Raw genomic sequence first — 13,042 nt, forward strand, 5'->3', positions numbered from 1 at the left:
CGAAGGCGAAGTATCCGCCCTCGGGGAGCCTCTGGGCGTCAGCGTGCGGCAGGTCTGGAACAAGGATGCCGCTGGGAATTTAGCTTCACGTGTCCCCTCTGAGAGTGAAGTTCCTATTTCGGGTGTAAGGCGGTGTGGCTATGGTGGCTCCTTGAGCTTGGGAAACGAGTCGGTGGGGGCCGACGCGAGGGGGGAATGTGATTCCAGCACTCACGGAAAGTGGCCTTTTGCCGCCTGGTCGTCACGCTGCGACGATGGTCGAGATCGAAGAGATCTTTGTGGAGCGGGCTCCGCATGCTGATCATCGAAGGCGCATCTTCCGCGCCTTCGAGCTGTACGCCGACATGATCGGCGATGTCCTTGAGCGGGGAACCTTCTGGGTGGATGGTGGCTTCTGCTCTCATAAGGCGGCGCCGCCAGCCGATATGGATCTTGCCGTCCTCATCGACCCGACGCTGCCGCTGACAGACAAGGATCATGAACGGCTCATCCCTCTGTTCACACTTCAGGGCGTGCAGATTGGGCAACCACAAGGCTGGGCCAACCGTGTCCAGCCCATGGGAGGACTGATCGACAGCTTCCCCGTGGTCGCCGGTGTTCCGGAGCAGGAGGAGCATTGGGATGCGACCTGGTCCAAGGTGAAAGGGTCTGACGGGCAACTGATCCCCGGGGCGATCAAGGGATATCTGGAGGTGAGCTGGTGAGTAACGATCTTCGCGACACGTATGTCCGGGCCCTTCGGACGACCGAGGGCGGTGATCCGCTGTCCCGGCTCGCCCGGGCTGGCCTGCAGGCCTCGGCTGAGAAGTTCAGCGGCCTTGGCCTGCTGGAGAGCGCGGCCGGTCCTGGCCTCAACTTCCGGCTGGCTAATCCCGACAGTGGCGGTCTCATCGCCGCCAGCGAGGTAGGCGACTTCCTCCAGCGCGTGCAGAAGGCTGTGGCGCGGCTCGCCAAAGCCCGGCGTGCCCGCCTTGCAGACGTCGTCAAGCTGCTGCCGCTGGACTTCGAAGTCGCCCGGCTCGACGTCGCCGCCTCCACTGCCGGCTCGATCATCGTCGACCTGCAGCCTCACGTTCCGGCGGCCGACGAGGACCGAGACCGGCTGGCCCCGGCGGGCGTCTCGTGGGCCGAGATCGGAGCGGTGGAACTGGTCCGTGCCCTGCCCGAAGGACCAGAAGACGAAGAATCGCTGGACTCGCTGTTCAGCGCCTCGCCAGTGGTGCGCCGGGCCGTGTCCGACCTGATCTTCAAACTGCCGAATCCGCACCTCGACATCAGCCTGGCGGTGCAGCGAGGCACAGGCGAACGCATCGTTTCCAGTCTGTCCGCACTCCAGGCTGAGTCGCTCCGAGATCGTCTTCAGATCATCCGCGAGGAGCGGGAAATCATCCGGATGCAGGGACGTCTCGACGGCCTGCGAACTCGACGGCAGATTTTCTACTTCGAGACTCCGGCCGGTGCCGAGATCCACGGGTTCGTCGACGAGTCCCTAGTCGGTGTGGTGAAGGAACACTTGGACCAAGAGGTTGAGGTTGCGCTGGAGAGCTTCGTCCTGCGTAACGCCGCGGGCAAGCGAAGCCAACGGCGTTACCGGCTCATCGAGGTGGCCGGCCAGCTGTCCCAGCTTCCGCCCGACAGTGAACTGGACGAAGACACGTAGGCGCGGCGGGCCTCCCTGCTGAGGGCGGCGCGGCCTCCGGTGACTGAACAAGGGGTGTGTCGCCTCAGCCGATAGAGTGTCAGCGTGGAGCTAATCGGGGGCAATCTCGCGCTGAGAGCTGGTCTCGCGCTGTCCTTTTCGGTGACCGAGGCCAGTCGGCTGATGGCCGCCGTGCCGGAGGGTGTGGCCGACAACGTCTGGCGGGCAAGGTGCACCGCCATGCACGGCCACTTCAGGGATGGTTTTGACAGCTTCAGCAAGCACCCGGTAGTCCATCGGCCTGCTCAGAAACAGGCACGGCTGCTGCGGTCCATGGCGAGGTGCGTCCAGGGCACCAGGTTCGCCGAGATGTGCCGCACTCACGCTGACCACCTGGTTGTGGCCGAAGAGAGACTGGCTGAAGAGGGTAGAGCCGAGGAAGCGGTCACGGTTCGGGCTATGGCGCTCGGTATGCCGATGGAGTGGGTGGTCCAACTCTGGCGGCTCGCGGATGTCATGGGTGAACTCCGAGCTCGCCAGAAGGCTTGGGGGGAAAGCCACCACCGCATCGCGCGTGCCTTGAAGTCTGCCCGCATCCCGCTGTGGGTCGTGGGCGCACTGGACGAGATCTCCCTCGACGACCTCCACTCGATGACGCCCAGCGACCTGGTCAGCCGGGCCGACTCCGGTGAAAGCTCTCTGGGCGAGGCAGCACGGGCACTTGATCGCCTGCGTGCTCTCGCCTTGCTCGGTGTCGAGCCAACGGCGTGGAACGTACTCCTGGAAGCGCTCGTGGCCTGGATTGAGGCTGCAGCAGATTTCCGGGCGTTGCATGTCGCGGAACTGGACGTGCAGCTCCGGCCACGCCGTTCACCAGGAGAGCTGTTGCGCTCGGAACCTCGTGTCCCGCGAGCACCAGGTCCTGCGGTCCCTCGCGCAGTCACTGTGCAGGGCCGCCGCCGGCTGCATCATGCCGGAGGGCGTGGAGGGCGCCTGACCGCGTAGCGGCGGAACGGTCCTGCTCGACCCTGAGGACCGAAGTTGAATCTCGACGACATTTTGAACGCCATCTCTGCACTCGCAAGCGTTGGGTCGCTCGCGCTCCAGATCATTGAGGGGCGGCAGCGGCGGACCGACGCTCGCGACGATGCCGGGGACGACCAGTCGGCAGCTGAGGCTGATCCTGGCTGCAGCGAGCCGGGCAGCACGCCGACCCAGTAGGTGAAAGAGCGGTTGGGGGGTTCGCCATCTGGCGGGCCCCCCAACCAGCACCGTTCTCATTCCGCTGTGCTGGTCACGCCCTGGAGAGATGCGTCTGAGCGTCAGTCAGCCGTACCCCCTGAGAGTCGTCGTTATCTAGGGTTGTCAACCTAATCTCCCATGTCAGGGCGTTAACCAGGCTTCTGGCACGTTAGGCACGTAGGTCCAGCGATGTCCGGAGACCTCGGGCGTTCGCTTCGCGCGGTCGGTGCCATCGGCGCCAGCCCTGACGGAGCATGACCCTCAGCCGCATGGGGTTACGGGACAGCTCATTAGTGGGTGCCGCTCGGGGCGATTCTCAAAACCCCTGCTGAGCAAGCCTTCGCCTTGTCAGGATGTGCGCATGGACACTTCACCCGCTCTGCCGGATCTTCTCCGCGCGATCATCTTCGACGCTAACGCGCTCGGCAACGGACTCCCTCATCTAGGGAAGGTGCGGCGGATCGCGGCCCTGGCAGCAGACGCAGGAGTCGAGACATGGGTTCCGGAGCTCGTGGCCCTGGAGTGGGCGGAGCACCTCGTCCGCGAGGTCGAGACATTCCGCGTCGCAGCGAAGTCCGCAGTGAAGACGATGTCTGCGGCAGGCATCAAGGTGCAGCCCCCAGTACTCCCTTCGGACGGCCAGAGTGTCGCCGAGGACTTTCTCAGGGAGCTGGAAGCCGTGCCGGACGTCACGATCGTGGAGCTAAGCGGAGACGCGGCACGCGCTGGACTGAGGGACCAGATCATGCAGACTGGGCCCGGCCGGAAAAAGCAGGGAGTCAAGACCGGGGGTTCCGACTCCGCCTGGCTGCGGGACGTCCTAGTAAAGGCTGGTGGCTCGTTCGACGGTGTCGCCCTGCTCAGCCAAGACGGCGATGTACAGGTCGCCTGCAAGGCTCTCGGAGTGGCTCCTCCCCAGATGATGAACTGGAAGGACTTCAACCAGGCGCTGTTCAGGCTGGTGAAGAGCCCGCAGGTACTGGAGCGCAGGATCACCCACTACTTCTCCTCGCTGGTGGGCGACTCAAAGGGGACTCATCACGACTGGGCCGAACCGGACTTGGACCTCGGCGGCTTCGAGGCCGATGAGGCGCTCCTGCTGGCCGGCAGCCACCAACACCAGCCCGAACTGGATGACGTCACCCTGCGCCAGGTGTATGAGGTGCTCGATGTGTCGGACATCCGCATTGAGTACGCGACGACGGGCGAGGAAGCCGGCGATGACCCTCGAAACGCCACGCTGGAGGCGACCGTTGCGTTCCGTGCCGACCTAAACGTCTCTACCTATGAACTCACAGTGGATGGCGGCGTCGAGATGGGCTGGCACCCCGTAGACGACGTACGCGTGATCAGTTCGCTCATCATCGAAGTCTCCGAAGGAGAAATCCGCTCTTACGAGCCGATCGATAGCTCCCGCGTGACGCGTATGTGATCCGCGCGTATACGGCCGGGCACCCGTTCGAAGAAGGTCTCCAAAAGGGCGTTCAGCACGCCGTGCTCGGCATCGTCCGCCTCAACAACCTCCGAGCCTCCTTCGGGGACGCGCCGCATTGAGGGGCTCCTGCACTATTCAGGCCAGACGCGAGTACCTGTGACTACGTGAGCAGGGCAGCGAGTGCTGCGGTCACGGAGGCGGCGAGGGTGAGGACCGCGGCGAAGGTGATGGCGGCGCGAGTGAGGGCGGCGGGGTAGGTGGCGCCGTCCATGCGGGCGAGCTTGCCCGCGCCCGCCGCAGCGAGCAACGCGACGACGATGACGAGTGCAGTGGTCAGCAGGACGACGGCCACGACGGACTCCCTGTACATGGTGGGGTGTTGACGTGGTCGAAGGTCGCGGAAACGGTGTGCACCGTGGTTCGCCCGGACGAAGATGAACACCGGCGAACACACCACGGCCCCAGGGGGCGAGCACGTGCACGACGAAGAGAACGGTCACACTCCGGACTCGGCTATGCGCGAACTACGCAGGACACTGGATGACGGCTTGGCTCAGGCCGGGCTGAACAAGAAACAGCTCATCCAGCGCACCGGGCTGGGGCGTACCGTCGTGTCGGGTGCGTTCTCGCCCCAAATGCCTGTGCCGTCGTCGCAGACGGTGGTGGAGCTGGCCCGCGTACTGAAGCTCCCGGTGCAGAAGCTGCTGGACTTGCGGCGGGTCGCGGCCGGGAAGTTGGACGCGGCCGAAGCGGGTGGGTCGGCCCTGGGCAGGCCGATCGGTGACTGGGAGCCCCATGCCCTGGAGGTTCACCCGGCCGGACCCGGCTCCGGGCCGCTCGGACGGCGGGTGCTGCCCGGATACGTGCCCCGGCCGCATGACGAGGTGCTGGCCGATGCGGTGCGTGTTGCCGCGGGCGGCTTCAGCCGGATCGTGGTGCTGGTGGGAACCTCGTCGACGGGGAAGACACGGGCGTGTTGGGAAGCCGTCCAGCCGCTGGCGGCCGAGGGGTGGCGGTTGTGGCATCCCTTTGCCCCGACCCGGGCCGAGGCCGCGCTGGAGACGCTACACCGGGTCGGGCCGCGCACAGTGGTGTGGCTGAACGAGGCCCAGCACTACCTGGGCGACCGGACAGTTGGTGAGCGGATCGCGGCGGACGTGCACGATCTGCTGGTCAGCCCGGAGCGCGGGCCCGTTCTCGTGCTGGGCACGCTTTGGTCCGACTACCTCAAGCAGTACACGGCCCTGCCCAGGCCGGGCGAGGTAGACCGGCACAGCCGGGTCCGGGAACTGCTCTCTGGCTGCACCGTGAAGGTCCCTGACGAGTTCGATGCCGAGGCGCTGGCCGGCGCGGCCGCCCGTGCCAGCGGCGGCGATGCGCTGCTGGGCGACGCGCTGACCCGTACCCGCGCCGACGGGCGCGTCACCCAGGACCTGGCCGGCGCCCCCGAACTCCTGCGCCGCTACGAGAACGCCAGCCCCGCAGCCAGAGCACTACTTCAGGCGGCGATGGACGCACGCCGCCTCGGCGTCGGTCTCCACCTTCCCCAGGCCTTCCTCACCTCCGCCGCCCCCGATTACCTCAGCCAGGCGGACTACGACGACCTCACCGACGACTGGGCGCAACGGGCCTACGCCGAGCTCGCCGAACAGGTCCACGGCAAACAAGCCCCGCTGCGCTGCACAATCCCCCGGCCCCCGCGCCGCCCGCCCACCCTCTCCAGCACCATGCCCGCACCGGTACAGCCTCCCGCGGCAACGGTGTTCCGGCTCGCCGACTACCTGGAACAGCACGGCCGCACCACACGCAACCACTGCTGCCCGCCCGCCTCCTTCTGGCACGCCGCGCAAAGCTTCCTCACTCACCCCGATGACCTGTACAACCTGGCTACGGCAGCCGAAGCCCGGATCCGCCTGCAAGTCGCCCACCACCTCGACCACCGCGCCGTCGACCATGGCAGCACCGCTGCCCTGGTCCGACTGGCCCTGCTGCGAAAGAGGACCGGGGACCGGGAGGGCGCCGCGGCACTCCTCCAACACGCTGCCGATCGCGGCAGCACCGATGCCCTGGTCCGCCTGGCCGGGATGCGGCAGGAGGCCGGGGACCGGGAAGCCGTCGATACCCTGTCCGAGCAGGCCGCCGACCGCCGGGACACGGACGCCCTGGAGCACCTGGCCGGGATGCTGGACGAGGCCGGGGACCGAGAGAGGGCCGAGGCCCTTTACCAGCGGGCGGCCCAGCACGGCAGCATCACCGCCCTGAGACGCCTGGCCATGATGCGGGAGGCCGCAGGGGACCGGAAGGCCTCCGAGGCCCTGGCCCGCCAGGCTGCCGAGCACGGCAGCACCGACGCGCTGGTCAGCATGGCCGTGGAGCGGGAGAAGGCCGGCGAACGCGAAGCCGCCGAGGCCCTTCACCGGCAAGCAGTCAAGCACGGCAGCGCCATGGCCATGACCCGGTTGGCCATGATGCGGGAGGCGGCCGGGGACCGGAAGGCAGCCGAAGCCCTGGCCGGACAGGCCGTCGATCAGGGCAGCGCCATGGCTCTGATCAAGCTGGCCATGATGCGGGAGGCGGCGGGGGACCGGAAGGCAGCCGAAGCCCTGGCCGGGCAGGCCGCCGAGCACGGCGCCGCCGTCGCTCTGGTCAGCCTAGCTAGAATGAGGGAGAGGGTCGGGGAGCCGGAGTCCGCCGAGGCTCTTCTCCAGCGGGCGGCCAGGTACGGCAACACCATGGCCCTGACCCGCCTGGCCGACCTGCGGGAGGCGGCAGGGGACGCTAAGGGCACCGACGATCTTCTCCAGAGGGCGGCGGACCACGGCGACTCCGACGCCCTGGTCCGTCTGGCCGGAATGAGGGAGAGGATCGGGAACCGGGCAGGTGCCGATGCCCTGGCCCGGCAGGCCGCCGGCAACGCCCACGATCTGGCCCGCCTGGCCATGATCCGGGCGGCGGCGGGGCACCGGAAGGCCGCCGAGGAACTGGCCTGGCAGGCCGCTCAGCTCGGCAACATCCAGGCCCTGATCGACCTGGCCGAGAAGCGGGACGCATCGGGGGACCACCAGGCTGCCGTGGCCCTGGCCCAGAAGGCCGCCGACCACGGCACCGGTACCCAGCACCATCTGCCCGTGCACCGGGGGGTGTTCAGCAGACTGTGGCCGTACGGCTTGGACCCGGACGGCACGCCCACGCCTGCATGGCAGCGATCCATGTGCTGCGGCCAGGAAGGACTGAGACCCAGCTGAAGTCGAGCAAAGGACGGTGCCGACCTTGGACACAAGCAGTGTCCGGTCGTTCTGGCTCGTCGGAGTGGCCGTGTCACCGCGTGCAGTACTGGCACGTCTCGGAGTGGACGGCGTACATCGACCTGCACCGGTTCTCTCCCTGGTGGCGCTCGCGCAGCTCGTCTGCGTAGATCGTGGTCGGCTCCACAGTCCAGTTCGTAGCTTCCAGAGCGGCAACCTGGAAGCGCACCCCTTCCACGGCGAACTGCCCTGCTTACCCGGCACAACCTCGCCCACTGGCGCGGGCGGGAATGAGGCATGGGGCAGAGCGGTCGAGTGACCGTACCCGGCGTCGGGAAAGAGATCCGCGGCGCTGATGATCAGCTCCCGGCAATGCGTGACTTCCGCCCGATGCGGCAGACATGGCTGCCCAGTTCGGTTCAAGCCCGGCGACGTGCTGTCAGAAGTTCGTGCGATGATCCCCCGTCATGGGGAGATACAGGTGGGGGACAGCAACCGTCGGAGCGCTCCTGACGGTGACCATGGCGACAACGAGCGGCTGCGGCGGCGACACGAAAGCCTCGACCGCCGACAGCAAGCCTGCCGCCGTGGCGCCCAGCTTCAGTAAGGCGGCTGCGGCTTTCCAGGACGAGGCCGCGAACGCTTACCTGGACGACGAGTGCACGAAGGAGGCTGGGACGTGCTGGGACAAGATGAAGCACATCGTGGCCTCCGCCCGGGTCCTGCGGAAGGCCATGAACGGCGAGAAGAGTGTGGGCCCCGAGTTCTGGACCGACGCCTACGCTCTGATCGACAAGATGGAGAAAGGCCTCGAGCCCGGCGAAGACCTGGGCGTTAACGAGATGACGTCCAACCGGCCGGCGGTCTTCGGCTCTGCTCACGATCTGGCCGACTGGCTCGACGAGCACCCGATCAAGTAGCACCCGACTCCGCTTCACACATGGGCCCCGCACGCGCCGTGCGGGGCCCATGTGGCGTTCTCAGACAGACTCGGCCGAGCTCTCGTAGTTTGCAAGGAGGAAGGATCTCCCCGGGCTTCGGGGAAGGCAGGTAACGGCAGCCCGCATGATGACGTCGCTGACACGCGGACGCGGCCTGAGTGACTGGAGGAGATGGCGGACACCGCGCCCGGCTGCGCTGGTGATCCCGTACAACTGGATCGCGCTCTAATGCATTGTCAGTGGCGCCCGCCACACTGGCCTTCTCATCGATGTAGCAGGGGGGCCGATGGCGTTCCGGGCCGTGCACGCGCAGTGGGGGACGGTCTTCGCGCACTTACCCGATCTCGGGTGCGGGCGGTCGTGGGAGGCGGTATGGAGAGTCCGGCCGCTCGCACCGATCACCTGCGACGAGTGCCGGCACCCGATGCACGCCAAGCGGTCCCCCAGCGGCCTGCGGTTCTTCGCCCACGCCCCAGGAGCCCCGGAATGCGCGCTCGCCGGGGAGACGTTGGCGCACCACCTGCTGAAGCTAGAGCTGGCAGCCGCCGCCCGAGAAGCCGGAGTGTATGCGGAGTTAGAGGTCCGTGGTCCGGAGGGCGCATGGCGGGCCGATGTGCTGGCGAGCGATCCGGCCGGAGCTTGGCGAATGGCCCTGGAAGCACAGCTCTCGCCCATCACGGCGGACGACATCGGGACCCGTACGGAGCGGATGCAGGCAGATGGCGTGTCCTCGGTGTGGTTCAGCGACCGGTACCGACCGCCGTGGTTCGGACAGGTGCCCTCGGTGCGGGTGAAGGCCGTCGACGGTGGCGGCCTGGTCGTGGTGGAGGGCCTGGCTAAGTTCTCCGGTGGGCAGTGGGAAGAGGGCCCGCAGGTGCCGCTCGCAGAGTTCCTGCGGTGGGTGTTCACCGGCCGGGTAGTGCTGCACCGGCGGCGGGGCCCCGTACGCAGCCCCCTTCAGGCTCGGCTTTCGGTCTGGACGCCCCCGCAGTACGCCCAGCAAGAAGCCGCCCATCTGGAGAAGGAGGAACGCCGGAAGCGTCTGGAACAGGAGGAGAAGCGCCGCCTCGCGGACGAGGAGCGGGTCCGGCGGGAGCACTGGCGCCGGGAGGCCAGAGAGAGGGCTGCGGCGCAAGGTGATCATGCGGCGGCCATCCACGCGCTGCGCGAACGGCAGACCGCCCTGGAGAAGCTGGCCTTTGAGTTCATCCGTCGGGAAACCGGCGTCCAGCCCTTCGTAGAAGACGGTGGCGCTGCCGAGTTCGCCATGGGCGTGCCGGTGTACGTGGGGATGATCCCGTACGGCGTCATCTGCCCCGTCGCCAGTCGGGTCGCTGCCATCCGGGACCGCCTCGCGGCACTGGTGGTGTTCGTTGCCTCCGAGAGGGAGCGGCGGCGCATCGCCGCGCACGCAGGCCCCGGACAGCGCATTGAGGTGCTGAATGGCGGTCCAGCTGCCGTACCGCCTCCACGGCAGCCGACAGGGCAACCCCCCCTCCCGCTCCCCGCTGGCGAGGACGCATCCGACCCGGAGGCTGATCGCTACGACCGGCGCGATCGGATGAACCCGTGAAGCGTGTGACCCAGATACGGATCAAAGGGGTAATGAGTTGATCTCGAAGCCCGATGGGCATCCAGCATCATTCGATGCCGTCGGCTTCCTCGGAGAGGATGCGGTGGATCAGCCTCGGGCCCGGTCAGCGCGCCAGTCTGAGGCGTGCCGTCTCTGCGGCATGGGACGCGGCTTCGATCAGCCCAAGTTCGCCGGCGAGTGTTCCCACAAAGGCATCGACCGCCTCATTCGCGCGGCCCTCCATGGTGTCGGGCTCTGCGAAGTACGCCGCGAACTCTCCGTCGCCGATCGTCGCCATGGCGGGCCGACGGGCCTGATAGTCGGCCCACATCGGTCTGTAGACGGCGCGCACTCGTTCGAGCTCGGTTTCGTCGATCTCCTCGTGCCGGAGGCGGCGGATTGTTTGCTGGCGGGCCTTCCACATGGCGATGTGGTGTTGGACGGAGACCGGCCCGAACGGGCCGGGAAGGGCTCGCTCGATCCTCGGCATGCCCGGCTGGACTGGCCAGGGCGAGTACAACTCCGTGAGGACCGCGGTCAGTCTGTCGATGTCGATCCGCCCGGTCCGCTCGCCCTCCTCGAGGACGAGCTGGGCGGCGCGCCGTTGCTTGAGGGTGGCTGAGGGGTGGGCAAGTTGCTCGACGATGGCGCGGACGTTCTGGCTTCGGCGGACGGCGGTCGTCTGGCCGGTGGCGCGCGCATGGGTACGCCAGGCTCGGCGCGCCTGCGGGGTGAGCACGATCGTGTCGTCGATCAGCCACAGGTACAGCACGACGCGGATCAGGGAGCGTTGCGGGATGCGCCCCAGCGGGGAGCGCTCTCGAGCCTCGAGAAGTCTTGTGAACAACTCGCGTTGCTCGGGCGAGAAGATCCGCGGATCGCTGCCGTACGCGCTGGTCTTACGCGGCTCGGGGTTGGCGAGCATGCCGTCCTCGACCCAGGAGGTCACCATCCTGGGACTGGCTTTCACGCCCAGCGCGAGCGCGTCGGCGACCAGATCGGCCGAAGTTCCCTCGACCCACGTGGTGGCCCGATTCCCGTTCATGGCGCCGAACTTACATCGAGATTCGAGCCCCGGAAGCTGCATTCAGGGCACGTCAGCCATAAGGCTTGGGGCCAGCAGAAACTGCGCCCCGCACCGTATCCCTGCCAGGAACACGCGGTGCGGGGGCAGCCGACTCATCCCCTGAACGGAGACCGTCATGTCCCACCGTACGCACCGCCCCGCCCCGAAGCGGCGACGCGCCCGCCACCGTCTTGTCCAGGGCCTTGGGCAAGCAGCGTTCTACGCCGCTTCCGCCACGTTGGCCAGCGGGCTGGTCCGCGAGCTCCTCCACCTGGTCCACATGTCCGTCTCCTCATGCTGACCTGAGCATCAGGGAGATGCCGCGTCCGGGCCTGCCGGGCGTGGCATCTCCGCGGCGCCCGGCTACAGGTAGAGGTCTGCAGCTTCGCGGCGAGGAAGCCGCCGTTCAGCGGGGTGTCGGGAAGCAGCACGCGGATAAGGCGGCCGCACCCCTGGTCTCCTCGACGGCACCCCAGATATAACCGAGTGCAACCACTCGGGTGGCTTATGATGACAAGTCATACTGATGATCTAGGGGCAGGTGCCATGGCGGGGACTGGCCAGGACGGTTCCGACGCCGCTGAGCGTCGGCTTGGAAGAGCAGTCATTTTCCTTCTTCAGCAGGCTCCGTTGGTGACGAACAACGTCATCCGGGCCGATATCGCAACATTGCTCCGTGCCGGTCAGGCCATGGACTTTGCATCGCGCCTGCATGGATTCGGCCGGGTATCCAGCTCCGACCTTATTCGGCAATTCGCAAGGCAGGCCGGGATTGCCGACATGGATCTGGTCTCACAGATCCTTCCGGTTCTCAAGCAGGCGGACGTCATCGAGTATGGACTGAGCCCCGACGGCACCATTGTGCATGTCGAGGAGTTCATCGGAGTCTCAGGAACCGTAATCCAGCAAGCTTTCAAAGTCTTGGGGATGCTGGGCCCTTCCGAGGAGGAACTCGCCCTCCTTCACAGTATCGAGATTGCTTCGTGGGCACCGCTCAGCAAGACTCAGCACCTTGATCAGATCGTCAAGCGAGGGATCAAAGACAGCTCGGCCGCGCGGGGGCTGGACTATTCCCTCGCTACGTCAGTTAATCGCCGAGTATTTTCCAGCGACCTGAACGAAGATGTCGTCTTCAACCCGAACGTCTGGGGAACTAGGCAGATCCAGATTGCCTCCTTCCTCCAGTCCCTTCCACCGAATGAACGGGATGCCCTGCTCGCTATTTGTGAGAAGGCAACAGCTCGCCCTGGTTCCACTCTGGACGTAATGGGCGGCAATCCGGCGATCATCCGAAGCGCGCGCAAGGTCGGCCTTCTTCAGGCCGCGACCGTGAAATCAAGCGCTCTGGGTCAGCCGCTCTCACAGACCTATGTCTTCTCCCCGCTGGTTCAAACTGAAGATGACCAGTCGACGACGACAGAAGCACTGCACCTGCGCAAGCTGTTCCTCGCTCACATCCTCTTTGGGCAGGAAAAGGCTCAGAGCGGACTGGGCCGGATCAGCGATCCCGTCGTCCTCGTCTCGAAACTCCTAAACGCCGGGTCCGTCGGTCCAGCCACCAACATCGGCACGGACTATCATCTCTTGGAGTCTGCTGGAGTCGTGCGCGTTGAGGAGCTTCCCAATGGGCGAGCTTTCCTGAAGCTCATTAAGGAAGAAATTGTTCGCGACGGCCTCGACTGGCTCAAGGCAAGTGTAGGCAGCGTTCCCGGTGGCACCTCTTCGCTGAAGATGGAAAACATTCCGGGCTCGTTCGTGACGCCGGAAGAGGACCGGTCTATGATGCCTGATGATGCGGCCAGCGATGAGATTACGACAGCGGCAATTCTCGAACTGAGGAAGGAAGCCCAACGTGCAGTCAGGCACGAGAGCCCGTTCGGGCGGTAGCGGGGGATCTGCCC

General features: G+C 66.5%; 10 protein-coding genes. 8 read left to right on the forward strand and 2 right to left on the reverse strand.

The genetic code is table 11. The features are described 5' to 3' along the window. Positions 1-197: 197 nt before the first annotated feature. The 4 genes from ADK57_RS04470 (at position 198) to ADK57_RS04490 (ending at position 4,313) form a co-directional block, all read left to right on the forward strand. On the forward strand, positions 198-704 hold the full coding sequence (locus tag ADK57_RS04470; RefSeq protein ID WP_420711838.1) for a DUF6932 family protein: 507 nt from the start codon (positions 198-200) through the stop codon (positions 702-704). Further along, positions 701-1,660: a hypothetical protein gene (locus tag ADK57_RS04475; RefSeq protein WP_053748010.1), complete on the forward strand. Its 960-nt coding sequence runs from the start codon at positions 701-703 to the stop codon at positions 1,658-1,660. Before ADK57_RS04470 ends, ADK57_RS04475 begins: the two co-directional genes overlap by 4 nt. Before the next feature lie 84 nt (positions 1,661-1,744). Further along, on the forward strand, positions 1,745-2,644 hold the full coding sequence (locus ADK57_RS04480; RefSeq protein ID WP_053748011.1) for a hypothetical protein: 900 nt from the start codon (positions 1,745-1,747) through the stop codon (positions 2,642-2,644). 598 nt (positions 2,645-3,242) lie between these two features. Further along, a complete protein-coding gene (locus tag ADK57_RS04490; RefSeq protein ID WP_053748013.1) occupies positions 3,243-4,313 on the forward strand; it encodes a hypothetical protein in 1,071 nt (356 codons plus the stop codon). Positions 4,314-4,476: 163 nt separating this feature from the next. Here the strand turns inward: ADK57_RS04490 and ADK57_RS04495 are convergent, their stop codons facing one another. Continuing rightward, a complete protein-coding gene (locus ADK57_RS04495; RefSeq protein ID WP_053748071.1) occupies positions 4,477-4,686 on the reverse strand; it encodes a hypothetical protein in 210 nt (69 codons plus the stop codon). A 178-nt stretch (positions 4,687-4,864) separates the two neighbouring features. Between ADK57_RS04495 and ADK57_RS04500 the strand changes: the two genes are divergently transcribed. From ADK57_RS04500 to ADK57_RS04510, 3 genes are all read left to right on the forward strand, one after another. Then, positions 4,865-7,561, forward strand: a complete 2,697-nt coding sequence (locus ADK57_RS04500) for a tetratricopeptide repeat protein (protein ID WP_199830474.1) — start codon at positions 4,865-4,867, stop codon at positions 7,559-7,561. Positions 7,562-8,076: 515 nt separating this feature from the next. After that, positions 8,077-8,481: a hypothetical protein gene (locus ADK57_RS04505; protein WP_053748014.1), complete on the forward strand. Its 405-nt coding sequence runs from the start codon at positions 8,077-8,079 to the stop codon at positions 8,479-8,481. 529 nt (positions 8,482-9,010) lie between these two features. Beyond that, positions 9,011-10,075 (forward strand): RNA methyltransferase, encoded by a 1,065-nt coding sequence (locus ADK57_RS04510; RefSeq protein WP_234389955.1) that lies wholly within the window; start codon positions 9,011-9,013, stop codon positions 10,073-10,075. 124 nt (positions 10,076-10,199) lie between these two features. Here the strand turns inward: ADK57_RS04510 and ADK57_RS04515 are convergent, their stop codons facing one another. Beyond that, on the reverse strand, positions 10,200-11,162 hold the full coding sequence (locus tag ADK57_RS04515; protein WP_159050009.1) for a hypothetical protein: 963 nt from the start codon (positions 11,160-11,162) through the stop codon (positions 10,200-10,202). 612 nt (positions 11,163-11,774) lie between these two features. Here ADK57_RS04515 and ADK57_RS04520 point away from each other — a divergent pair. Continuing rightward, positions 11,775-13,028 carry a hypothetical protein gene (locus ADK57_RS04520; RefSeq protein ID WP_199830475.1) on the forward strand — a complete coding sequence of 418 codons (1,254 nt, stop codon included), beginning with the start codon at positions 11,775-11,777 and terminating at the stop codon, positions 13,026-13,028. Positions 13,029-13,042 lie beyond the last annotated feature (14 nt).

The sequence above is a fragment of the Streptomyces sp. MMG1533 genome (genome assembly GCF_001279775.1).
In the GTDB taxonomy this organism is placed as follows: Bacteria; Actinomycetota; Actinomycetes; order Streptomycetales; family Streptomycetaceae; genus Streptomyces.